17 protein-coding genes are annotated in these 23664 nt (G+C 70.9%); 4 read left to right on the top strand and 13 right to left on the bottom strand.

Annotation, left to right across the window (positions count from 1 at the left end; all coding sequences use genetic code 11):
• Positions 1 to 123 precede the first annotated feature (123 nt).
• Positions 124 to 2178, bottom strand: coding sequence for a sodium-translocating pyrophosphatase (locus WMF44_RS30595; RefSeq protein ID WP_437293578.1), 2055 nt, complete (start codon positions 2176 to 2178; stop codon positions 124 to 126).
• A gap of 301 nt (positions 2179 to 2479) precedes the next feature.
• Positions 2480 to 2902 carry a DUF1810 domain-containing protein gene (locus WMF44_RS30600; protein ID WP_437293579.1) on the bottom strand — a complete coding sequence of 141 codons (423 nt, stop codon included), beginning with the start codon at positions 2900 to 2902 and terminating at the stop codon, positions 2480 to 2482.
• Between the two features lie 210 nt (positions 2903 to 3112).
• On the opposite strand from WMF44_RS30600, the gene WMF44_RS30605 reads away from it, so the two are divergent.
• Positions 3113 to 4702, top strand: coding sequence for a DUF1552 domain-containing protein (locus WMF44_RS30605; RefSeq protein ID WP_437293580.1), 1590 nt, complete (start codon positions 3113 to 3115; stop codon positions 4700 to 4702).
• 14 nt (positions 4703 to 4716) lie between these two features.
• Here the strand turns inward: WMF44_RS30605 and WMF44_RS30610 are convergent, their stop codons facing one another.
• Positions 4717 to 5397, bottom strand: a complete 681-nt coding sequence (locus WMF44_RS30610; protein ID WP_437293581.1) for a hypothetical protein — start codon at positions 5395 to 5397, stop codon at positions 4717 to 4719.
• An 855-nt stretch (positions 5398 to 6252) separates the two neighbouring features.
• Between WMF44_RS30610 and WMF44_RS30615 the strand changes: the two genes are divergently transcribed.
• Positions 6253 to 6984 carry a hypothetical protein gene (locus WMF44_RS30615; RefSeq protein WP_437293582.1) on the top strand — a complete coding sequence of 244 codons (732 nt, stop codon included), beginning with the start codon at positions 6253 to 6255 and terminating at the stop codon, positions 6982 to 6984.
• Here the strand turns inward: WMF44_RS30615 and WMF44_RS30620 are convergent.
• Entirely contained in the window at positions 6896 to 8398 is a 1503-nt protein-coding gene (locus WMF44_RS30620) for a DUF5050 domain-containing protein (protein WP_437293583.1), read from the bottom strand. The two genes, WMF44_RS30615 and WMF44_RS30620, sit on opposite strands and share 89 nt — an antisense overlap.
• 728 nt (positions 8399 to 9126) lie before the next feature.
• Between WMF44_RS30620 and WMF44_RS30625 the strand changes: the two genes are divergently transcribed.
• Together WMF44_RS30625 and WMF44_RS30630 are read left to right on the top strand one after the other, a co-directional pair.
• A complete protein-coding gene (locus WMF44_RS30625; RefSeq protein ID WP_437293584.1) occupies positions 9127 to 10005 on the top strand; it encodes a hypothetical protein in 879 nt (292 codons plus the stop codon).
• Between the two features lie 46 nt (positions 10006 to 10051).
• Entirely contained in the window at positions 10052 to 10795 is a 744-nt protein-coding gene (locus WMF44_RS30630; protein WP_437293585.1) for a hypothetical protein, read from the top strand.
• Between the two features lie 246 nt (positions 10796 to 11041).
• Here the strand turns inward: WMF44_RS30630 and WMF44_RS30635 are convergent, their stop codons facing one another.
• The 9 genes from WMF44_RS30635 to WMF44_RS30675 all read right to left on the bottom strand — a co-directional run bounded on the left by WMF44_RS30635 (position 11042) and on the right by WMF44_RS30675 (position 23610).
• Positions 11042 to 11491: a hypothetical protein gene (locus tag WMF44_RS30635; RefSeq protein ID WP_437293586.1), complete on the bottom strand. Its 450-nt coding sequence runs from the start codon at positions 11489 to 11491 to the stop codon at positions 11042 to 11044.
• Positions 11488 to 11880, bottom strand: coding sequence for a DUF4150 domain-containing protein (locus tag WMF44_RS30640; RefSeq protein ID WP_012238290.1), 393 nt, complete (start codon positions 11878 to 11880; stop codon positions 11488 to 11490). Before WMF44_RS30640 ends, WMF44_RS30635 begins: the two co-directional genes overlap by 4 nt.
• A gap of 9 nt (positions 11881 to 11889) precedes the next feature.
• Complete coding sequence (locus WMF44_RS30645) at positions 11890 to 12534, bottom strand: DUF3540 domain-containing protein (RefSeq protein WP_437293587.1); 645 nt, start codon at positions 12532 to 12534, stop codon at positions 11890 to 11892.
• A 19-nt stretch (positions 12535 to 12553) separates the two neighbouring features.
• Positions 12554 to 13603: a pentapeptide repeat-containing protein gene (locus WMF44_RS30650; protein ID WP_437293588.1), complete on the bottom strand. Its 1050-nt coding sequence runs from the start codon at positions 13601 to 13603 to the stop codon at positions 12554 to 12556.
• The gene (locus WMF44_RS30655) at positions 13600 to 16242 is read right to left on the bottom strand and encodes a DUF2169 family type VI secretion system accessory protein (RefSeq protein ID WP_437293589.1); all 2643 of its coding nucleotides are present in this window, start codon (positions 16240 to 16242) and stop codon (positions 13600 to 13602) included. The genes WMF44_RS30650 and WMF44_RS30655 overlap by 4 nt, the downstream gene beginning before the upstream one ends.
• Before the next feature lie 33 nt (positions 16243 to 16275).
• Positions 16276 to 16731: a hypothetical protein gene (locus WMF44_RS30660; protein WP_437293590.1), complete on the bottom strand. Its 456-nt coding sequence runs from the start codon at positions 16729 to 16731 to the stop codon at positions 16276 to 16278.
• A 108-nt stretch (positions 16732 to 16839) separates the two neighbouring features.
• Positions 16840 to 19233, bottom strand: a complete 2394-nt coding sequence (locus WMF44_RS30665) for a type VI secretion system Vgr family protein (protein WP_437293591.1) — start codon at positions 19231 to 19233, stop codon at positions 16840 to 16842.
• A 108-nt stretch (positions 19234 to 19341) separates the two neighbouring features.
• Positions 19342 to 21522, bottom strand: a complete 2181-nt coding sequence (locus WMF44_RS30670; RefSeq protein WP_437293592.1) for a DUF2169 family type VI secretion system accessory protein — start codon at positions 21520 to 21522, stop codon at positions 19342 to 19344.
• A 450-nt stretch (positions 21523 to 21972) separates the two neighbouring features.
• Positions 21973 to 23610 (bottom strand): glucose-6-phosphate isomerase, encoded by a 1638-nt coding sequence (locus WMF44_RS30675; protein ID WP_437293593.1) that lies wholly within the window; start codon positions 23608 to 23610, stop codon positions 21973 to 21975.
• Positions 23611 to 23664: the final 54 nt, after the last annotated feature.

Consider the following 23664-nt stretch of genomic DNA (forward strand, 5'->3'; position numbering starts at 1 on the left):
TGTCAGCAGAGGAAAATCCGACGGCCGAGGCAGGACGAGAGCCGTGCGTGAAGCCACAAAAGCGAGAACGCGGCCGGTGAGGGCCGCGTTCTCGCTCGTTGTTCGCAGCGACGGCGCGTCCGCTCAGGCGATGAGCGGGGCGATGAGGAGCGACACGACGCCCATCACCTTGATGAGGATCGAGATGCCGGGGCCCGACGTGTCCTTGAAGGGATCGCCCACGGTGTCGCCGACGACGGCGGCCTTGTGGGCGTCGGAGCCCTTCGCGTGGCCGTCGAGGCCGCCCTTCTCGATGTGCTTCTTGGCGTTGTCCCAGGCGCCGCCGCCGTTCGCCATCATCAGCGAGAGCACCGCGCCGACGACGAGCGCGCCGGCCAGCGTGCCCGCGAGGACCTCGGGGCCGGCCACGAAGCCGACGACGACCGGCGCGAGCACCGCGATGGCGCCGGGCGCGATCATCTCGCGGATGGCGGCCGACGTGGCGATGTCGACGATGACCTTCGGCTGCGGGTCGACGCCCGGCTTGCCCTCGAGCAGGCCGGGGATCTCGCGGAACTGACGGCGGATCTCCTCGACGATCGCGCCGGCCGCGCGGCCGACGGCGGTCATCGTGAGCGCGCCGACGAGGCACGGGAGCAGCGCGCCGAAGAGCAGCCCCATGAGGACCTTGGCGTCGGTCAGGTACAGCACGAGCTCCGGGAGCCCCTTCGCGCGGCGGACCGCGTCGACCTCCATGTTGAAGGCGGCGAACAGCGCGACGACGGTGAGCACCGCCGAGCCGATCGCGAAGCCCTTGCCGACGGCCGCGGTGGTGTTGCCGACCGCGTCGAGCTCGTCGGTGATCGCGCGGACCTCCTTGCCGAGGCCGGCCATCTCGGAGATGCCGCCGCCGTTGTCGGCGATCGGGCCGTACGCGTCGACGGTCATGACGATCGCGGTGCCCGCGAGCATGCCGACCGCGGCGAGCGCGATGCCGTAGAGGCCGAGGTAGTGGTTCGAGATCCAGCCCACGGCGACGAGGGTCATGAGGGGGATCGCGACGCTCTCGAGGCCGACCGCGATGCCGCGGATGACGTTGGTGCCGGGGCCGGTGAGCGAGCTCTGGGCCACCTTGTGGATGGGGCCCATCGACGTGTAGTAGTCGGTCACGAGGCCGACGATGGCGCCGCCCGCGGCGCCGGCCGCGAGGGTGATGACGGTGCCGGAGCTGAAGCCGAGCCCCGGGAGGATGCCGGCCGCCGCGAGCACGACGAGGAACGGCGGGACGATGAGCGCGAGGCGCAGCACCCGGGCCGGCGGCAGGTTCTTGAGCGCGCGCGTGATGAAGATGCCGACGACCGAGACCGCGAGGCCGATCGTCGCGAGCAGCAGCGGCAGCGACACCGCCATCGCGCGGAGCTCCTGCTCGCTCACCGACGGCGCGAGCTGCTGCAGCTTGGCGATCGGCAGCGTGAGGCCGAGCGCGATCGCCGCGACGACCGCGGCCACGTAGCTCTCGTAGATGTCGGCGCCCATGCCCGCGATGTCGCCCACGTTGTCGCCCACGTTGTCGGCGATGACGCCCGGGTTGCGGGGGTCGTCCTCCGGGATGTTCGCCTCGACCTTGCCGACGATGTCGGCGCCGACGTCGGCGGCCTTCGTGTAGATGCCGCCGCCGATGCGGGCGAAGAGCGCGATCGAGCTCGCGCCGACGGCGAACGAGTGGACGATCGTCGCGAGGTGCTCGTGGCTGCGGAACAGGGCGTAGATGCCGCCCAGGCCGATGAGGCCGAGCCCCGCGACGCAGAGGCCCATGACGGCGCCGCCGTCGAGCGCGGTGACGAGCGCGGTGGGCTTGCCGTGCGCGCGCGCGGCCTCGGCCGTGCGAACGTTGGCGTACGTCGCGGCCTTCATGCCGAAGAAGCCGGCGATGAGCGACAGGAACGCGCCGGCGGCGAAGGCGCCCGCGGACAGGAGCCCGAGCGTCGCGGCCAGGAGCGCGAAGACGGCGGCGGCGTAGACGGCGAGCACCTTGTACTCGCGCGCGAGGAAGGCCATCGCCCCCTCGCGGACGTAGCGCGCGATGCGCGCCATCGTCTCGTTGCCTTCAGGGGCCTTCTTGACACGCACGTAGAACGTGCGTGCGACCATGAGCGCGACGGCGCCCGTTACGAGCGACTGGTACGACAATGCATCCACGGGTGATGGTCCTCTCGCCCGCCCCCGGCCGGAGCGAGCGCCGGCTCACTCGTCCGTCCACGACGGCGGATCAAGTAGGAAATTGCGTTGCCTCGGTTCCAAGCGGCCGCCCAGGGCGAAATCTGGAGCTGGCGGCAGGAAAGGTGGCGTCCGCAACGTCGGTCGTGCTGTTCCCGCGCGGGCCGACAGCAACCGTGACATTGAAATGTTACAGGCAAGGAGGGCGCACGCGACGCGGACGAGCGCGTCGACGATCCACCCACGGGGGGCGCTCCAGCGGCGCGGCCGGCGACGGCCGGCGCTACTCGAGCAGCGCGAGCGTCCGCGGATCGGGCTCGCCGCCGCAGTACTTGTCGAGGGCCGCGAGGAACGCCCCCTCGCCGGGGGCCGCGCGGGAGAACAGGGTCATCGACGAGCAAAACTTCATGTCATCGGGGCTATCGAAGATGTCGTAGAGCGAGCGCCCCTCGATCTGGTTCACGAGGCCAGTGCACTCCAGCAGCCTCGGACCGAGCGTCGGGTGCTGCAGATACGCCTCGGCTTCTCCCTTCGAAGCGATGCCGAACCTCTGCGCCATGGCGCTGTGGCCCAGGCCCTTCAGCTGCGGAAAAATGAACCACATCCAGTGGCTTGTCTTCTCTCCTCGGCGCAGCTCGGCCAGGACGCGGGCATAGACCGGAGCCTGCGCGTCCACGAATCGTTGCAGGTCGTACGGATCGGGCATGGGCGCTCCTCGACCGCCAGAGTAGCATTCGATCGGTCCGCTCGACACAGGTGTTCCACTCGTGTTGCCACTATGCCGCATGGCTGTGCCGCGCGGGCGAAATCTCCGTTTGATGCACCTCACGCATGGCGCTCTACTTGGCGTGGGGAGCACGCGAGCAACACGACAGCGCTCGCACATCGGGACGACGACCGAAAAGGAAATCCGCCCATGGCGAAGACTCTGACCCGAAGATTGTTCCTCCGAGGCCTGGGTGGAGCCGTCGTCGCCGCGCCGTTCTTGAGCTCCATCGCGGGGCGCACCGCGAATGCGCAGGCGGGCGGCGCCGGGGCGCCGAAGCGGCTGATCGTGCTCTTCACGCACTATGGCTGCCTGACGAACCGGTGGTTCCCCGAGAAGGCCCATGGCCCCCTGACCGCCGCCGATTACGAGGCGACGACGCTCAAGCACCTCGCCCCCTTCGCGGCCAAGCTCCTCGTGCCCCGCGGCATCCGCGCGATGAACGAGTGGAGCTTCGAGCGAACCCACGGCCAGGACGAAGATCCCCACAGCCAGGTCATGGGCTCGTATTTCACCTGTCACCCGGTGACGCCCCAGAACCCCAGGTTCGACGCCAAATCAACCGGTCGATCGCTCGACCACATCTGTGCGGATCAGGTCAACCCCGGCGGCGCGGCTCCCCTCGTGATGCACATCGGCGGGACGAGATCCGACGGCAAATCGAATTTCTCGTACTCCGCGCCCGAGGAGGTGTTCCCGGGCGTCGGGTCTCCGGCGGCGATCTTCAACAACCTGACGAGCCTCTTCGATCGCGGGTCCATGTCGCCGGACACGTACGAGGTGGCCCGCGGCAAGAGCGTCATCGACGTCGTGCGAGACGACCTTGCGACCCTCCAGCGGTTCGACATGAGCCGGTCGGACAGGCGAAAGCTCTCCGATTGGATGGATCTCCTCCACGAGACGTCGGGCGCGGTCACGGCCCAGTGCAGCGAAGCCACCGCGACGGCGCTCGGCCTGACGAGCCAGTCCGTGCAGGCGTCGCAAGGCGGCATCAATCGCGACCTGTCGAGATCGACGAACGTCATGATGGACCTCGCGGTCCTCTCGGCCCTCTGCGACCAGAGCCGCGTCATCTTCATGAAGTTCCCCGGGACCACGGTCTTCAAGTGGGATGGCATCGATCACACGATAGAGTCCCATGGCCTCTCCCACCGGATCGGCAACGCCAGCATGGGCGGGACGTGCGTCCCTGGCGTGCTCGAGATGATCCATGAGATCGACGACTGGTACGCGAAGAAGTTCGCCTACCTCGTCGGTCGGCTCGACAGCCTGGAGGAGGGCGACGTGAAGCTCCTCGACAACACCGCGACCGTCTGGTTCCAGGAATGCTCGGACGGCAACAGCCACAACCTCAACAACCTTCCGATCCTCCAGGCGGGGAGCTGTGGAGGCTACTTCAAGGTGGGTCAGGCCGTGAACGTGGAAGGCGGCAGGGCGGACCTGACCCGCGGCAACAGCGAGAGAGCTTGCGGCCCCGGCCAGACGGAGCTCGCCTACAGCGAAGTGGACGCCACCGGGACCCCGCCGGACATCGCCACGCAGCCGATCAACAAGTACTTCTGCGGCTTGATGAACGCCATCGGCGTGAAGGCCGGCCCGGACGGCTTCCCGGCGGTCGGTGGCACGAACGAGGTGACTCACTTCGGCAAGTACGACGACACCACGCTCTTCGCCGACGCAAACAATCCAGCGGTGATCAAGGACCCGGGCGAATTCAAGGCGCTTCGCGCGAACAGCTGAGCGTCGCGCGCGGGTTACAGGCCCGTGTGTGTCCCCGTGATCCAGACGGTCGCGTGGGAGCCGTCGGGCTGCGTGGCCCAGGTGCGGACGCGGTACTTGCTCGTGGCGACCTGCTGCGCGGTCCCGTAGTTCTCGTGGAAGTAGACGAACGCCGGCGTCGAGCAGTGCCCGCGGCCGGTCAGCGGGTTGTCCCAGAGCCACGTGCCCGCCTGCTCCTTGTACGTGAGCTGCACGAACTGGCTCGTGGCGGCGTCCCAGCGCTGCACGCGCGTGGCCATCTTGGTGTTCGCGCAGTCGCTCATCGCCTGTGACGCGTCGCTCCACGAGGTGGACGAGGAGTCCCAGAAGGTAGGCTGCACGTCGAAGCGGTATGTCTCCGGGGTCTGGTGCTGATAATAGCCGGGCACGGGGAAATCCACGATCGTCGTCGCCCGATCCTGCCCGATGTCCGGACAGATGCCGTCGATCCACTGGTAGGCGCGGACGTAGTTTGCGCTCGCTCCGATCGCGGTGAGCTGCGGGCTGGTGAAGTTCGGGTCGGTCCCCATCGCGCAGGGGTCAGGGTTTCCTCCGAGCGCCTCGGCGCTCTCCGCTATGTCTTCCTCGTCGAAGCTGCCGTCATCCGCCGCCACGCAGCCCGTGACCGTCGAGAAGGTGATGAGACCGAGACCGAGATGATACGCAGCAATCTTCATGGTGTGACTCCCCTTGGTATGCCGGCCGCTCGGGCCGCCCCGCCCCCGCAACCAGCCAGAGAGCAGGGAGCGTGCCTACGACGATCCCCTGAGCGCTCCTGTGCCCTCGATGGCCTCGCAGCGCAGGAGCGCGACGCAGGTCGTGGGGCCAGACCGCCGCTCGACCCGGCGATGGAGGCGACAGCCTCCTCCATCGGCAGGGCGATGGAGGCTCGCGCCTCCACCTCGGCCCGCGAGCTGCTTGAAGCCCAGCGGCGCCGCGCTCGGCGAGCGCGGCAGTGGCCCTTCGCCGTTCGCGGACCGCGGACCGCGGACCGCGGCGAGCGGATTTTCAGCCATCTACGTCTGCAGCCGCTCAGCGCCCGTGGCGCCTCTCCCTGGACCGGCGTGCGTTCAGGTCGACGGCGGACTCGCAATGCCAGGCCATCATGGAGTTGAAATGATCGAGAGGATGGCAACATCGATCGCTCCACGGAGACCATGGCCTGCACGCCCCATGGCTCGCAGGTCGTCATGGTCGAGCAAAGAGCGCGCACCTCGAGGCGCGCTGGAGGAGCTCATGCCTCACGTCTCGACGATTCTCAGGAACAGCAGGACGCATGCCGCCGTGATGATGACATCCGCCATGGTCGGTTGCGCCGCGCCCCCTGAAAGCAAACAGGGGAGCCCCGAGCCCGACGGAACAGCGGCGTCCGCGAGCGCGCTCCGGGCGAATGACAGGCACCCACGGCGCGGTCACGGCCACGGCCACGGTGCATCAACGCCGACGGGGCCAGCAATGTCCTCCTCACTGGCCAGCTCAGCGGTACGGCCGATCTCGGCGGAGGCCCGCTCACGAGCGCGGGGCAGCGCGACGTGCTGATCGCGAAGCTCGATCCGGACGGCGGGCTCGCCTGGGCGAGGCGCTACGGCGGCCCTGGGGACGAGTTCGGCGCGAAGATCGCCGCGCTCTCCGATGGGAGCCTCGTGAACGCGGGAGGCTACGTCGACTCGCTGGATGTCGGCACCGGGCCGATCCCGAGCGCCGGGCTGAGCGACATCTACGTCATGAGGACGGACCCGGCAGGGGACGTGGAGTGGGTCCGCCATTTCGGCGACCAGGCCTATCAAGACGTGTATGGCCTGTCGGTCGACGGCGAGGACAACGTGGTCGTCCTCGGCTCGTTCGAGGGGACTGTCGACTTCGGCGCGGGGCCGGTGAGCAGCGCGGGCGCGCAGGACATCTTCCTGTTCAAGCTGGACCCGGCGGGCATCACCCTCTGGAGCAAGGGCGTCGGGAGCGACTCCAGCGACGGGTCGGTCGCCCTTCAGCATCGCCGTCGATCCGCTCGATCGCGTGCTGGCCACGGCGACGTTCACGGGCACCCTCGACCTCGGCTCCGGCCCGCTGACAGGGGACGAGGACGTCTTCGTCGCGGCGTTCGGCCCCTGACCCACGGCGACAACGAGGGCGAGCCACGCGGGCGCGCCCTCGCGGTCACCGCCGGGGCACGGGGGATCAGGGAGCGTGGTAGGACGCGACTTGCCCCTGGTAGCGGTAGTCGCCGGCGTTGGACCAGAACACGCTTTGCGCCTCCGGGGCGATGACACGCCAGGGGACGGGCTGTCCGAACGCCAGCAGGACGGTCCTGTTGCTCTCGAGATCGTGCGCGTTGACGCTGCGGTTCCCGCGCGTGTCCGTGGAGAACAGCGTCGAGCCCCGGAGGGCCAGCCCCGCCATCGAGTCCCCCCTGTGGATCAAGGTCTTCTGTCCTCCGGCGATGGGCGCCTTGAACACGCCGCCGTCGCCGGCGTTGGCCCAGTAGACGAACGCCGCGTCCACCGCGATCCCGGCCGGCTCGGCCTCGTTGTCGGCGATGACGGTCACCTCCCCGCCCGCCTTCGCCACCTTGTAGACCTTGTTGGTCGCCGCGCCGCCGGTCCAGTAGAGGTTCTGCGCGTCCTGCGCGAGGTACGCGGGCCTCCCGGCGCCGGACGCGAGGGCGACCGGCTCGCCGCCGTCGAGCGGCATCGCGAAGAGGTTCTCTCCATCACCGTCGCCGAAATAGACGGCCGACGCGTCGCCGATGACGCTCACGACATAGCCGATCTGGGCCAGCGTCTCCACCTCCAGGGTCGCCTTGTCGACGCGCCGGAGCGCCGAGGGGATCACCGGGTCATCATCGCCGCCGCTCGCCCAGTACACGTGGGAGTCGTTGACCCACAGCGCCTTGGGATCGGGATCGGCGGGGATCATCGCCTCTGCCTCGGCGGTGCCCAGCCTCACGCGGTAGATGAATCCGTCGTTGTTGTCCCCGGTCGCGACGTCCTCGGTGCCGCCGCTCGCGAAGTAGAGGAAGGACTCGTCGGCGGCCAGCGCGCTCGGGTAGCGGTGCAGGCTGGCCATCGGGGTCGCCAGGATCATGCCTGGATAGATCCTCGAGAGGCGATCGGTCTCCGTGACGACGCTGTCCCTCGAGACGTCGTGCCGCGCGAGCGGCGCGAATTCGTCCGAGCCCTCCTGCGCGGTGAAGCCATAGGCGCCGAGGACCGCGCTTTCGCCCAGCTCCGCCCTGAGCTCGACGGTGATCGGCAGCGTGAGCGTGATCGGCCTCTCGAACGTCAGGCCCTCCGGGCCGAGGACGTACATGGGCCCCACCGCGCCCTCGGGGGCCTCGTCGATGCGCTCGATGGTGATCACCGTGTTCTCGTTCACCGCGCCCGGCGGCACCTCGATGGTGAAGCCGTCGTCCGCTGTGAAGGTCCCGCCCTGCGCGTCGACGGAGAACTGCTCGCCGGCCCCTGGCTGTGCGCCGGTCCCTGACGTGGCGCCGCTGCCGGTAGCGCCGCTGCCGGTAGCGCCGCTGCCGGTAGCGCCGCCGCCGGTACCGCCGCCGCCGGCAGCGCCGCTGCCCGTATCGCCGCCGCCCGTGGCCCGATTGCCCTTGTCCGTCCCTCCGCACGACGCGCTGCTCAGCGCGGCGGCCGCGCACGCCAACACCATGAATGAGGTCCTTGTCATCGTCTCGCTCCTCCGCTGGCGGTCGTCGCCGCCATGTCATGGAAGGCCATGGTTCTGCCGAGCTCGCCGTGGGGGGCTGCGACATCACCCTTGATCAGACAACAGCGTAGCGCCCGATAAGGCGGTGGCGAGCTGAGCCAGAGCAGGTGAGAGACATACAGTCTTTACCTGTCAGGGTGATCCCAGGCGTCCACTTGCCATGACCCTTACGCATCGTGGTTGTCCCAGGGGTCCACTCGCTACGGTCCTTGCCTGTCAGGGCTGTCCCAGGTGCACGGCTCGACCGCGCGTCGCCGGCGGCTCATGACTCGCGTCGCCGGCGGCTCATGACTCGCGTCGCCGGCGGCTCATGACTCGCGGCGGCGGGGCCACGGCGCCGCGCGCGCGCAGACCACGCTCGGCGATGGCGGGTATTGCGCTGGCGAGCGAGGGGCGCGAGGGCGCCGCCGGCGCCCGGGGAGCGGCAGCCCAGCGTGCGCCGAGGGGCGGGGCATCGCGGGCTGCGCGACGACGAGGGTCTCCTCCGGCGTGCGGCGCATGGCCGAGGGGTGGCCCATCGTGCGGCCGGAGCGGGCGACCGGCTCGCCAGCGTCGGGGCTCCCAGCGCGGCGCCCGCCCGCACTGTGCGGGCGGATTGAGTTCGTGAACGGTCTGCGTATCCTGGCCTCGCTGCACCGAAGCCACCCGCAGTTCCTTGGAGTCGTCGCGCGAGCGCGACGGGAGCCAGCATGCCGATCGGGCAAACGAAAGGGAGTATCGTACCGCTGCGCCGCGACGCAGCGCCGCGCGTTCGCGGCGTGCAGGCCGCCGCGGTGCTCGCGGCGCTGCTCGGACTCGCCGCGCCGGCGGCCGCGCAGGCGCAGGCCGCGCCGCAGAAGCCGGCGCGCGGCGACGCGGCGAGGCCCACCGCGCCAGGCGCGACGCCCGCGGCAGCGGGTGCCCCGATCGCTCCGGCGCCCGCCCCGATCGCTCCGGCGCCCGCCCCGATCGCTCCGGCGCCCGCCCCTGTCGCTCCGGCGCCCGCCCCTGTCGCTCCGGCGCCCGCCCCGATCGCTCCGGCGCCCGCCCCGATCGCTCCGGCGCCCGCCCCTGTCGCTCCGGCGGGCGGCGCGCTGGTGCCCATCCCGCAGGGCTACTACCTGCCGGCGCCGCCGCTGCCGCCGTGGGCCAACCCACGGACCATCGAGTACGAAGAGGGGGACCCGATCCCGCGCGGCTACGCGCTCCGGACCAGGGCGGACCGCAAGCTCGCCACGGCGGGGCTGCTGACGTTCGGGATCCCGTACGCTCTCACGTTCACGGTCGCGGGCATCGCGTCGTTCGACGACGACGATTTCGACGAGTTCGGGCCGCTGCTCATCCCGTTCGCCGGCCCGATGATCGCGATCGGGACCCTGGAAGCGGAGGGCGCGGGCATCTTCTGGCTCACGATGGACGCCGTGACCCAGGTGGGCGGGCTCATCCTGTACGCCGCCGGTCTCGCGAACGAGGACCTCTACCTCGAGCGCCAGTTCACGGTGAGCTCACGCGACCCTGGGCTCGCTGCGTCCCGCTGGCCCGAGGTCTCGATCGGCGGGTCCTCCGCCAGCCTCCGATGGAAATTCTGAGCTCGTGCCCCTGCGCCGACAGCCCTCACCCCGAAGGGAGACGCACGTGACCGCGATCCGCACCGCCCTCTCGATGGCCGCGCTGTTTGGCGCGCTCGCGCTCGCAGCGCCGGCCGCGGCGGAGAGCGACGCCCCCCCGTCCGCGCAGAGCGCGGCGCCGTCTGGCCACGCGCCGTCCCCTGCCGGCGCGCCGCCCGGCTACGCGCCACCCGGCCATGCGCCGCCCGGCTATGCGCCGCCCGGCTACGCACCGCCCGGCCACGCGCTGCCGCCTGGATACGCGCCGCCGCCTGACCACGTGCCGCCCGGCTACGTGCCGTATGCGCCGTCCGTCATCCTCGGCATGCCGCGGACGTTGACCTTCACGGAAGGCGGGATCCGGCCGGCTGGCTATCGCGTCGAGACGCAGATGAACCGCCGGCTGGTGGTCGCGGGGTCGATCGTCCTCGCCAGCGCGTGGGCGCTCTCGGCGCTGACGGCGGGGAGCATCCTGAGCGAGGGAGGCCATGACGCCGTCAGCTACTCGCCGCTGCTCGTGCCCGTGGGCGGCCCGTTCATCACGCTCGGCACGGGCGAGGAGGTCGACGTCGACCGCGACGACGGCCGGCTCGCTGCCGCCCTCCTCCTCTTCGACGGGGCCACGCAGGTGACCGGCTTCGTGCTGCTCGTCGCGGGCCTCGTCGGCAACCAGCGGGTCTGGGTGCGCGACGATATCCCTCACAAGGTGGCGATCCAGGCCCCCGAGCTCACCGTCGGCCCGACGGGCGCGACCCTGCGCATGAGCTTCTGAGGATCGCGCTCGCGTGAGCTGGCGAAACAGACGCTCTGCTGTTTCCCATACGCGCTTGTCGCGACAGATTGCCCCCCTCCCCCACCATCGGTCACCGTCGTGGAGGGCGGGTTTCGTGCTGTGAGTGACGCACCCGGTCGGCCACGCTCGACGAGTACGGGATCGGCTATGCGACTCAGGAGCTCATCAGCGGCTGCCCGCGGGACTTCCGCGCTGCGGTGAGCCGACCGTGCACGGCCGTGCGCATCACACAGAGCGGCACGCGAAGATATGCTCTATCGCGTCGATCACGAGCTGCTCCACCTGGTATGCGGTGATCTCGGCGGGGCTCGCGAAGCGCAGGAGATCCATCGGCGGCGGCCTCACGATGAGATAGGCGAGGACCTCCGGCGCCTCGCGCCGCTGGATGACCGAGAAGGCGATGCGGTCCGCCCCCTGTGAGGCGCCCGCTCCCCGGATCCCCAGCTCGAGCGCGATGCTCGGCGCCTCGGGCTCCTCATCGACCGCGATGCGCGGAACGTGGCCGGCGGAGCGGAGCTCGGAGGCGATCTCCTCGAGGACCGGCCTTATCACCTCGCCGCTCACCGCCCGGAAGGCGTCGTCGAACGCCCGGCGGTCGCCCGCGAGCTTCTCTTGCTGCCGCGCCGCATAGCGGCCCGTGATGAGCGAAAGGCGGTGCCTGCTATGGTCCCTCACGGCGCGAGGAGGAGCACCTTGACCTGGCTCGGCACGATCGATACGGCCGGACAGTTCGTCGAGTTCGTGATCGTCATGCTGGTCAGTCGCGTGGCCGGGATGCCGCCGGCGAGCACGGTGAACGACGCCGTGACATGCCGCGACGGGCCCATCACCATGCCCGAGGCGACCCCGAGGGCGACGCCGGGATTGTCGCCGTTCGTGAGCGGCACGGTGGTCGCCAGGTTGTGCGCCGGCGTGCACATGAACAGCACGTTGTACGCGGCCGGGATGCCCATCGGCTGCATCGCGATGTTCGGGTACGGGACCGGGGTCGGTGCAGGCATCGGCGTGAGGCACACGTCGGGTGCGCCGAGAGACATGCCCATCATCTGCGTGTTCGCGAACATCTCTCCCTCTCAGCCAAGGTGGATCTGGGAACCGTCGATCTTGGTCAGCCCGCCGCTGTTCACGAGCGTCGTCTCCGCCTTGACGTGGAACGCAGCCCGCGCCTCGAGCTCCAGGTACTCGGCGCGCACCGTCTCGGACCGCGCGATGAAGCGGTAAGCCCTGTCGAGCCGCTGGACGAGGCGCTCGGCGACCGTCTCCACCGACTGCGCCACGGTCTTGATGCGGTCGACCTTCGCCGTGAGGCTGTCGCCGAGCAGGCTCAGGACCCCGACCACCGCCTCGGCGCGCGCCGCCGAGAGGCGCGCGGAGCCCGCGGCGATCGTGGCCTCGGCGGGCGTGATCACCTCGACCCCATCGCGCCCGCTCACCGACACCCTGCCCGACGCGGCGGCGATCTCCAGGTCGCCCTCGGCCGAGAGCCGCGCCGGCGCCGCGTCGTCGCGCTCGAGCACCGCGAGCACGTGCGAGCCGCGCTCGTGGTGCGCGACGAGCACCTCGTCGCCGAGGGCGGGCTCGAGAAGACAGCTGGCGGCCCGCCGCGCCTCCACCTCGCCCGAGCTCGACCTGACACGCAGGCTGCGACCCGAGACGCCCACCACGATCGCGACCTCCTGCGCAGGCCACGACAGCTTTCTCGCCAGATTGTCTCTCATCGGTACCTCCGCGCCGAGCTCATCGGCCCTCCGTACGCCGCTCCGCCTTGCTGAGCTCCTCGTCGTCGCCGAGCGCCGCGGATCGGTTCGTGAATCGAGTGTCCTGCTCGCGCGTCCGGTGGAACCGCGCGCGGAACAGCGTGCAGTGCGAGAAGTCGGCGCCCGCGAGGTCCGCGTACGAGAAATCGGCGTACGTCAGGTCGGCGCCGGCGAACGTCGCGCGGGCGCAGCTCGCGTGCTTGAAGATGGCCTGGTGCGCGCTCGCGCCCTCGAGGCTCGCGCCCTCGAGCCGCGCCTTCACGAAGAGCGCCTGATCGACCTTCGCCTTCCTGAGCGTCGCGTCCGACAGGCAGGCCTCCGCGAAGAGCGCCCGCTCGAGGCTCGCCTCGTCGAGGCGCGCGCCCGCGAGGGAAGCCCCCTTGAAATTCGTCTGCGCCATCCGCGCGCCCCGGAGGTCGCAGCCGCCGAGGTCGACCTCCATGAGCTGCGCGAGCGTGAGATCCATGCCCGAGAGATCCTGGCCGGCGAGCTTGCCCCCGATCAGCATCGCCTTCTCGAGCCGCGCGCCGCGCAGGCGCGCCGTCGACAGGTCCGCCTTGAGGAGCACCGTCTGCGCGAGGTTCGCGCCCTCGAAGCTCACCCGCGGGGCGTCGGCGTCGACGAGCGCGGCGCGGTCGAGGTTCGCCCCCTTCAGGCTCGCCTCCTCGAGGCGCGGCTTGATCAGGCTCGCGATGGTCAGGTCGGCGCCGTCGAGCGAGGAGCGCGACAGATCGCACTCGACGAGGCTTACGGCGACCAGATCGGCCTCACGCAGGTCGGCCGCGAGGAACGTGCACCGGTCCCACGTGCCGTGGCGGAGGCGCGCCCCCGCGAGCTGCGCCCCCTCGAACCGGCAATCCGAGAAGATGGACTCGTGGAGCCGCGCGCCCGTGAGGTCGGCGCCCCGGAACGACACGCGCTCGAAGACGGCTCCGGAGAGATCGGCGCCGCGGAGGTCCATGCCCGCGAGATCCTCGTCGGCCACCGGATCCGCGCTCGCGACGCGGGCGAGGAGATCGTCCTTGGTCATCGCTTTCGCCTCGGGAACAAGGTCTGGACGACGTGGGCGTCCTTGAAGCTCGTGCGCGTGTCGCCCTCGGTGCCCATCAGGTTCGCGCGGAACAGGTTCGCCCGGGAGAACGACGCGCCGTGGACCTTCGCGCCTTGCAGCATCGCCTCCATCAGGTTCGCGTCCGACAGCTCGGCGTCGCCGAGATCCGCGCGCATCAGCCGCGCCCCTTGCAGGCTCGCGCCCGCGAGGCGGGCCCCCTGCAAGTCCGACTCGCTGAGGTCACAGCCGTCGGCCCGGACGCGCGCGAGCCCGGCGCCCTTCAGCGAGGCGCCGCGCATCGTCGCGAGGGCGAGCTCCGCGCCCGAGAAATCGGCCCCGCCGAGCTGGCACGCGAGCACGAGGCGCAGGTTGTTCGCGCGGGCGGCCCGGAAGCAAGCGCCCTCGGCGCCCGTCTCGACGAGCGCCGCGCCCTCGATCACGGCCTCCGCGAGGCTCGCGCCGGCCATGCGACACCGGAAAAACGTGGCTTTCCGAAGGTTTGCGCGATCCAGCCGCGCCCCCTCGAGGTCGCACTCGTAGAAGAGGACCTCGTCCGCGAGCGCGCCCTCGAGCTCGCCGCGCGCGAGGCGCGCCTCGAACAGGTCGGCGCCGCGGAGGTCGGCGCCGGCGAAGCGCGCGCCCTCGAGCTCGCCGCGCTGCAGGATCGCCTTGGCGAGGCGCGCGCCGCCGAAGTCGGCCCCGCGCGCCGCGACCTCGCCGAGGTTCGCGCCCTCGAGGCGGACGCCCTCGAGGCGGGCGCCCTCGAGGCAGGCGCGCACAAGCACGGCGCCCGACAGATCCGCGCCGGCGAGCGCGCACCCGCGCAGGTCCGCGCGCTCGAGGAGCGCCTCCCGCAGGACGGCCCCGGACAGGTCGAGCCCGCGGAGGTCGGCGCCGGTGAGGTCCCAGCCGGTCATCGGGCTCCCCGACGCGACCGCCGCCTCCACGCGCCCGCGGAGGTCGCGCTGCGCGGCGTCGTCCGGGAGCGCCGCGGGCGCCATGTGGTGCGCGGCCTGCCTGTAGGCGAGGAGCTGCGCCTCCTCGAGCTTGCGCAGCTTCGCGAGGAACGCCGGATCCTCGAGCTGCGCCTCGAGCTCGTCCATCGGAGCGCCGAGGTCGCGGCCGATCTGGGCGGTCTCTCGCATGCGGGCGAGGTGCTCGTCCGCGCGAAACCCGGGCGGCCCGCCTGCCTCGCGCTTCGATTTCTCGATCACCTCGTCGATGTCGATGCCGTGCTCGGCGAGGTTCTGGCGCGCGTCTTCGAGGGCCTCGGCCTGCTTGACCTTCGCCTCGGCCTCGAGGCGGGCGGCCTCCGCCTCGACCCGCTCCATGTACTCGGGCAGCTCGTCGAGCTTCGGCGGCGCCTCCGGCGGCGGCAGCTCGCGCGGGATGCCCTTCTCGTCCGGATCGATCCCGAGCACCCGCACGGCCATGCGCGCGTTGTCGAGCTCCCGCTGCGCCCGCTCGCGCGACCGCCGCTCCAGCACGCCCTCGCGGCGCAGGAGATCGTCCATGTCGCTGATCTTCTCGTCCGGCAGCGCGGGGGCGTCGGGGTCGGGGTCCGGGAGCAGATCGCGATCGCGCAGGGCGACGAGGTGCCCCTTCTTCTTGTCGAGGCGCTGCGCCAGGACGGCGTCGTAGTGCTCCTTCGGCCGGGGGGCGCCGCGGCGCTCGAGCGCGGCGAGCAGGCACTTCACGTCGCGGGCGTCGTCCTCCTCGACGCGCGCGACGCCCCGGAAGATCGCGATCATGCGGCGGATGTTGGGCAGGAGCACGAGCGTCTCGAGCCTCGTCCCGATCTCCTCGAGCGCGTCCTCGCGCGAGGCCCGCGTCACGAAGCAACGCGCGACGAGCTCGGTCACGCGGCCCGTCAGCGTGGCCTGCTCGGGGTGGAGCTGCTCGAGCGCGATCGGCTCCCCGCCCTGGAAGAAGCCGGGCAGGCGTTGATCGGGCGGCGCCACCATGAAGTACTCCGGGTCGAGATCGCGGGCGAAGCCCGGGAAGTCGCTCTCGAGCCACGCCGCGTCGTACGTCCCGAGCTTCGCGTGGCGCTCGGGCCAGGTGGGGTCGAGGGGCCCGAACGCCGCGGGAGGCGGCCTGTCGCCTGGCGAGGTGATGAGGTGCTTCGGGTGCTCGAGCTGCGGGAGCGGGTGGTGGCTCTTCCCGTCCTCCTCGGCCGGGGCAGCCCCCGTCCCGATCGGGTTCGGGGCGAAGCCCGGCCCGCCGAAGGCCTTGTCCCAGCCGAGGGCGAGCTCGGTCAGGGGCTCGGGCTCGCTCGGCACGCCGCGCTCCCAGCGGCGCTTGCCGACGACGTACACGGCCTTGTCGATCGGGCCGACCTGGACGCGGGCCCGGAACGCCGGGCGCGGGGTGCCGCCCGCCGCGAAGGCCTTGCCGAAGGCGAGCACCTCGCTCCGCGGCTTCGGCAGCCCCTCGTCGAGCGCGACGTCCTTGCCGAGCTGCCTCGGGATCTCCTGCCACATCGCGATCTCCGGGAGCGGCAGCTCCGGAGCGTCGAGCGGGAGGTACGCCGTGAGGCCGAGCGCGAGGAAGCGCTGCTGCTTCAGCTCGAACACGCGCTGCAGGACGGAGAGACGCTGAGGTTTGATGACACGCATGGGGGATAAGGGTCGCTCAGGCCGGGCGGGCGCTCATTGGACGCGCCCGGCGCGATTGGCGCGATTGTCCGCCGCGCCGCGCGCGATGTACGAGCGAGACAGGTTGGCCCAGCTCACGTCAGGATAAACGAGCTCGCGGTCGTCACCATCGATCTTGACGGCGACGCGCTTTCCCGGCTCCGCCATCGACAGCGAGCTGATGTTCAGCTCCCACTCCGTCCTCGCGAGGTACGCGGCCCCGCCGGCCGGCTGCACCTCCAGCCGGAGCTCGACGAAGGCCATGGCGCCGTCTTCGAAGGTGCCGAGGGTCCGGCTCGACACCACCGTGGCCTGAGCGAGGCTCGCGCGGGCCGCCCTCGCGGCGAGCTGGGTCATCCGCTCTTGCCCTGCGCGGACGCCGGCATCTTCCCTGCGGAAGACGAAGAACAGGATGGCCGCGAGGACGAGGAGCGGCACGAGAATGGCAGAGAGGACGATGATCGTACCCATGTCGCTGCGCGATCTCCCCTTCGGGCTCACGGGCGCCGAGCCGCGGCCTGGCCGCGGGGGCCGGCGGTCGAGGCCGAGCTCCTGGACGAGATGACCTTGCTCGCTCTCTCAGCTGAGCACATGGACGCCCGAGAGGTGATAACGCAGCGCCGTCATCGCGAGCCGCGTCGGCAGCTGGGAGATCTTCGCCGCGCCTGACTGGATGGAGACAGGCTTCACCGTGACCTCGACGGCGCTGTTGATCGCGAGCGAGGCGCCCCATTTGAACGCCAGCGCCACGCCGCCCGTGATGTCGAGCTTGGCCGCGTAGGTCGCGGTGAGCGCGGCCGAGAGCTCCAGCGTCGCCTTCGCGCCGATGAAGGTGGCGACGGTGGCGCCGACGGCGTTGGTGTTCGAGAGGCCGAGGAACGTGTCGGACTTGATGCCGGCCGTCACGTTGACGTTGTTCGAGACGAAGAGCTTCTTGAACGGGCCGTACGTCTTGAGCTCCTCGGCGCCCTTGATCTGCCCCATCAGGTTGCCGTCGACCGTCTGGATCATGTTGCTCTTGACCTTGACCTCGCACTGGTCCTGCGTCTCGAGCGTCATCTTGCCCTTGCTCTTGACGGTCGTGGTCCCGGCCTTCGTGTCGACGAGGGTGTCCCCGGCCTCGACGTTGACCGTGTAATCGCCGGTCTTCACCGTCGTCGTGGTGTCTCCTTTCACCGTGGTGGTCATCACGCCCGTGTCGACGTCGGTGAAGAGGTTGCCGCTGAGCACGTGGAGCGCCGTGTCGCCCTTGACCTCGGTGTACGAGGTGCTCGCGTCGACGAAGAGCTCGTGGATCCCGGACTGGACGTGGGTGATCCAGTTGTCCTTGATGGTGGCGACCCAGGAGCCGCCGCCGTTCAGGCCCACGGTCTGGTCGAAGTTCTTGCCCGCGTCGAGCAGCGTGTTGTCGTCCGTCTTCACGATGAGCTCGTGATCGTCGTTCGGCGCGCCCATGCGAAGGTACGTGTTCGAGTACGGCGTCGAGAGGGTGACGCGCTGCTGCCCTGTCTTGTCCTCGAGCTCGAGCCGGTTCCGCCCGCCCGTCTGGAGGACGTTCTTCGTGTGGTTGCCGCTCGTGACAGGGCTCGGCGTGAGCGCATTCGGCACCACGCCCGCGATCACCGGCCGATCGGGGTCGCCGCCGAGGAAGCTGAGCACCACCTCCGTGCCCCTGCGGAGCGGGAAATGAAAGCCCTCGATGCCGCCGCCGTGCGGCTGCATCATGCGCACGAACGTCGAGGCCTTCCCGCTCTTCAGGTTGCTCTCGTCGAACTTGAACTTCACGTTGTAGCGGCCGAGATCGTCGATCTGGGCGTACTCGCTCTCGGCCGGGCCGTCGACGCTGCCGTTCTCGTATCCGTAGATGCGGGGCCAGGGCGTGCGGGACTCCGCGCGGAGCTGCGTCTTCGCGGGGATGGCGGTGATCTCGACGAAATAGGTCTCCTCGTGGGGCAGATCGAGCAGCTCGCGGTACCCGGCGGCCCCGGCCAGCTGGTTGCCGTGATGGTGCGCCTCGATGGTGAGGTGCTTCGCGTTGAACGCCGCGCGCGGGTGCTCGTCGAGCTCGAACGTGTAGCCGGGCCGGAGGTGCAGCCGCGTGCCCGCCCCCTGGTACAGCACCTGCCGCGCGAGCAGCTCCTCGGCCCGGATCTTCGCGAGCCGATCGCCCGCGGCCGGCGTGAAGAAGCGCTCGCCGTACAGGCTCACCTCGCCCGCGCCGTTCGGCGATACGCGCGCCGACCCGGCGACGCTCAGGTTGGGCCGCGCATAGTCGTAATCCTTGAGCTTGATCACCGCCGGCAAGGTCGTGTGCTGGCTGGTGAACGTGCGGAGCGCCATCCCCGCGCTCACGTCGTACCCCAGCTGCGGGTGGTACCGGACAGGCTCGCCGATCGGGTCCTCCTCGTACGACTTCGTGTCGCAGAAGATGACCTTGTCGCCGTCGGGCGTGTGCTCGAAGAAGTAGAAGATGCCTTCGCGCTCCATCCACCGCGAAATGAAGTCGAGATCGCTCTCCCGGTACTGGCAGATGTGCTCCTCGACCTCGTAGCTGCCGAGGCGCATCTCGTACTCGTCGGGTCCGATGCCGTTCTCCTCGAGGACGGCCTTCATGACGTCGGGCAGCGACAGCTTGGTGAAGATGCGGCTGCGCCTGGAGAGGCCGAGCAGCCAGAGCTTCGGGACCAGCACCGCCCGGAGGAGCGAGCGCCCGTCCAGCTCGTGGAGCACGCCGACGGTCGCGAGGACGCCGGCGAAGACGAAGGGCGGGACGTTGTCCTTGGGCCAGTCGAGCACGAGCGACGCCTTGGCGCCGACGGCATCGGGCAGGTCCAGGGACTCCGCGTCCTCGCCCTGGAGCAGGAGGAAGATCTCGAGCTGATACGGGCGCGAGATGGCCTCGACGCCCCGAAAGCCGACGACGCGCGTGGAGCTGGGGAGCACGCCCGATGAGATCTTGATGAGGTCGTCCATGGCCTTCCCTGCGTTGTTCGAGGACGCGCGCCCGATGCCACCGGGTGAATCGTTCGCCGGTCGTCCCGAGGAGCTCGCTGATAGAACTAGGCAGAATCCGTCGGATGGTCAACCTGCCGAAGAGCCGTCGATGCCGGCGTCGGCCGGTGGGATCTCGACGAGCGCGCGCAGGATAGCGCCGCTCGATTTCGCGCTCGCGAGCTTGACCCCATAGACGTTGGCGCCCGCGAGGTCCGCGTCGCGCAGATCGGCGCCCTCGACGTTGGCGCACGGCAGGCTCGCCTCCTTCAGCTTCGCCGCGCGCAGGACGGCGCCCGCGAGGTTGGCGCCCGCGAGGCTCGCGCGCGAGATGTCGGCCTTGGTCCCGTTGATGTCCGCGAGGCACGCCCGATCGAAGACGGCCTCGACCAGGCGCGCTTGCCGCAGGTCGGCGCCCTCGAGCGACGCGTCCTCGAAGCGCGCGCGCGACCCCTTCGCGAAGGCGAGGTCGGCGTCCTTGAGGAGCGCGGAGGAGAGCTGCGCGCGGTCCAGCGTGGCGCGGGACAGATCGGCGCGCGTCAGATCGGCCGCGTGGAGGCTCGCGTCCGTCAGATCCGTACCGCTCATGTTGGCGCCGGAGAGGCGCGCAGACGCGAAGTTGCATCGGGTGAGCGTCGAGCCGGAGAGGTTCAGGCGCTCGAGCGAGGCGCCGCTGAAGTCGATGCCGTCGAGCTCAACGCCCGCGAGCTCCAGGTCGTGGAGCGGCTGGCCGCTCCTGAGGCGGGCGAGCAACGTCGCGCGGAGGCCCCGGATCTCCGGCTCAGGCGACATTGCGGCGGACGAGGGCGCGGCGGACAAGGGCGCGGCGGACAAGGGCGCGGCGGACGACGAGGGCGCGGCGGACGACGAGGGCGCGGCGGACAAGGGCGCGACGGACGACGAGGGCGCGGCGGGCGAGGCCAGGGCGTGCGGTGGTGCGACAGGCTCGGCCGTGTTCTCGGTGATCGCCGTCACCGTGAGGTCGAGGGGCGCCGCATCGAGCCGCGGTGCATAGAGGTTGGTCGGGCCGCTCGCCACGACGGCGGGCAGCGGAGGCAGCGGCGCCAGGTGCGGACGGGCGCTCCAGGGCGCCCCCGGGATCGCTGTCACCGGGGAAGCACGCCCGCTGCCGGGCGCGGCGAGCGCGAACGGCGGCTTCATCTTCATGTCGACGACGAGGCCGCTATCGCGGACATCGACCGTGTTGTCGTCCTCGACCACCAGCGTCCTGGCGATCGGTCGCTCGCCCGCGGCGGGGCCAGACGCTCCATGCCAGCGATGGGACGGCGGAGGCGCGGACGCAGCAGAAGGCCATGCCAGGGGCTGCCCCGACACCTCGACGCCCGCGACAACGCGCATGCGGGCCGGCGTGTCGCCTGCCAGCAGGGCCACGTTCCCTCGCCAGACCACGGAGCAGAGCAGCCGGTCGGCGTCGATGGTCAGCGTATCGGCGACGAGCTCGATCGCCTGCCCGTGGTCTTCTCCTTCCGGCCCGGCCCGATAGAGCCGCGCGAGCCCGCGGGCCGAAGGCAGGCTGGACCGGAGCCACGGCCAGTGCGGGTGCAGGCCCTCGAGGAAGATCCACTCGTCGCCGCGGAGGAAGTCGATCTGCTGATCGGCGGGCGCGGCGTGGAAGTACCGGAAGTCGAAGCTGCCGTCGAGATCCAGCGCCAGGGGGTCGGCCGCCTGATCCCGCGCGAGGAGATGCCGCCGCGGGGCCCAGTGCCTCGCGATCGGGCCGAAGCCCGCCGGCCGCATCGGATCGCCCGGATCGACGATGCTCGGCAGCACCGCGTCGGAGCCCACGCCCACCGGGTTCCCATCGAGATGTGGGCCGCCGAACGCGCGCTCGTACACGAGCGGCATCCGGCTGAACGGGCGGGGGCTCGGCGCCTCTCGCGTGCGGTCGCCGAAGACATGAAGCGCCTTGTTGAGGATCCAGCGGCCATCGCGGAAGAGCGCGACCCGCACCGGGAGGGCCGTGGTGGTCGTCCCCACAGGCGCGCAGGCGTGTCCGCGCACGACGACCCCGGCGCCCGGCAGGTAGGGTGCTGTCTCACTGGCCTCTTCGAGGCTGCCCCACCCCTCCCGAAGCTGGTCGGTGCGGACCAGATCGGCCGCTGCAGCGAGCTCTGCGGTCCTGTCGTGCACGAGGGCAAAGGTGGCCTTGACGAGGACGGTGAGCCGCTCTGCGCCCCGCATGCGCCACAGGACGGCGCCGCAGGCGGATGGCGACAGGGCGACGACGGGGAGGGGCCAGGGCGATTGCACGACGCGTGGTCACGGGGCCCACGCACCTCGACGGCAGCGGAGGGCTCTGAGCCGCTCAACATAGCCCCGCTCGCCTATCGGGCGCAAGCGCGGGACCTGACCGGAGGCGGCTCGCGGTGGGGCCCTCTCGCGGGAGCATGGCGCGGTGAAGAAGGCCAATCCCGAACCACGAGGCGTGTCGCGATCGACTCGAGAGGTCGCATGTCAATCCAACACGACCGCTCCGCGAGGCACCCGACCCTGTCCGACATGCCCGGGGGCCTGCTCCGCGAGGCACCCGACCCTGTCCGACATGCCCGGGGGCCTGCTCCGCGAGGCACCTGCCCATGTCGGACATGCCCGGGGGCCTGCTCCGCGAGGCACCTGCCCATGTCGGACATGCCCGGGGGCCTGCTCCGCGAGGCCCCCGACCCTGTCCGACATGCCCGGGGGCCTGCTCCGCGAGGCCCCTCAGCGCGAAAGACGGTACTTCGCGTCGAACGGCGAGCCGCCCTGCGGGACCTCCCGCGCGACGCCGCGCTCCGGGTTCGCCGCCAGGTGACGCAGGATCCAGAAGACCGTCTCGACGTCGTCCGCGCCCGCCGCCTTCGCGACCTCGGCGAGCGACAGCGCGCGGCCCGCGCTCGAGCCGAGCGCCGCGAGCACCTTGGCCTGCAGGTCGAGCACCTCCTGCGCGGCCTTCTTGCCGGCCTCGACGCCGGGCTGGTGGTACGCGTTGATGCCCACGAGCGACGCGTACAGGCCCACCGCGCGCTCGTAGAGCGCGATCAGCATGCCGACGGCGCGCGCGTCGACCGTGTCGATCGTGAGCGTGATCGACTCGCGCCCGCTCTCGGTCAGCGCCTTGCGCGTCCCCTGGAGGAAGCCGTCGAGGTAGTCGCCGGTCGTGACGCCGGGGTCGACCTCGAGCACGCCGCGCGACGGCGCGCGATCCCGCAGCACCTCGATGAACGTGACGAAGAAGTTGTCGAGCCCGTCACGGAGCTGCTGCACGTACGCGTGCTGATCCGTCGAGCCCTTGTTGCCGTACACGGCGATGCCCTGGAAGACCTCCTTGCCCTGCCGATCGAGCCGCTTGCCGAGCGACTCCATCACGAGCTGCTGGAGGTAGCGCGAGAAGAGCTCGAGCCTGTCCTTGTACGGCAAGAGCACCATGTCCTTCCGGCCCACGCCGCCCGTCGCCGAGTACCAGGCGAGCGCGAGCAGCGCCGCGGGGTTCCGGGGGACCTCCTTCGAGCGCGTGACCTCGTCCGTCTCGCGCGCGCCCTGCAGCATCTCGACGATCGACAGCCCCTGGAGCGCCGCGGGCAGCAGGCCGACCGCCGACAGCTCGCTCGTGCGGCCGCCGACCCAGTCCCACATCGGGAAGCGGGCAAGGAAGCCGTGCTTCGTCGCATACCGGTCGAGCTCGCTGCCCTCCCCCGTCACCGCGACCGCGTGGGCGCCGAGCGAGAGGCCGAGCCGACGGTACGCCGCCTCGAGCTCGAGCATCCCGTTGCGCGTCTCCTTCGTCCCGCCCGACTTCGAGATGATCACCGCGAGCGTCGCGCCGAGATCGTCCCCGATGGCGTCCAGCGTGCGATCGATCCCGTCGGGATCCGTGTTGTCGAAGAAATGGATCTGCATCCGATCGGCCGGCGTCCCCAGCGCCGAGGCGACGAACTGAGGCCCGAGCGCCGAGCCGCCGATCCCGACGACGAGCACCCTGCTGAAGCGGGCCGCCCGCTCCGGCCGGACCCGCGCCGCGTGCACGTCCGCGGCGAAGCCCAGGATCCGCGCGTTCGTCTCCTCGATCGCCGCGCGCAGCGCCGCCTCGGGCGCGAGCTCCGGCGCGCGCAGCCAGTAGTGGCCGACCCGGCGGCCCTCGTCGGGATTCGCGATGCTCCCGCCCTCGAGCGCCGCCATCTCGGCGAGCGCCGCCTGAATCCGCGGTTCCATCGTGGTAAAAAAGTCGCTCCCGAAGCGGATCCGGCTCACGTCCAGCCAGAGGCCGAGGCTGGGATCGTGGAAGAGGTGGTCCCGGAAGCGATCGAAGGGGAGGACGGCGGGCGCCGGTCCTCGACCCGGGGTTCTGCGGTCTTGCTCCATGGGCCCCCTTCTACCGCTTCTCCCTACCGTTTCTCCAGGCGGTCGAACCCCTTG

Source organism: Sorangium sp. So ce426 (assembly GCF_051475585.1).
Lineage (GTDB): Bacteria > Myxococcota_A > Polyangia > Polyangiales > Polyangiaceae > Sorangium > Sorangium cellulosum_B.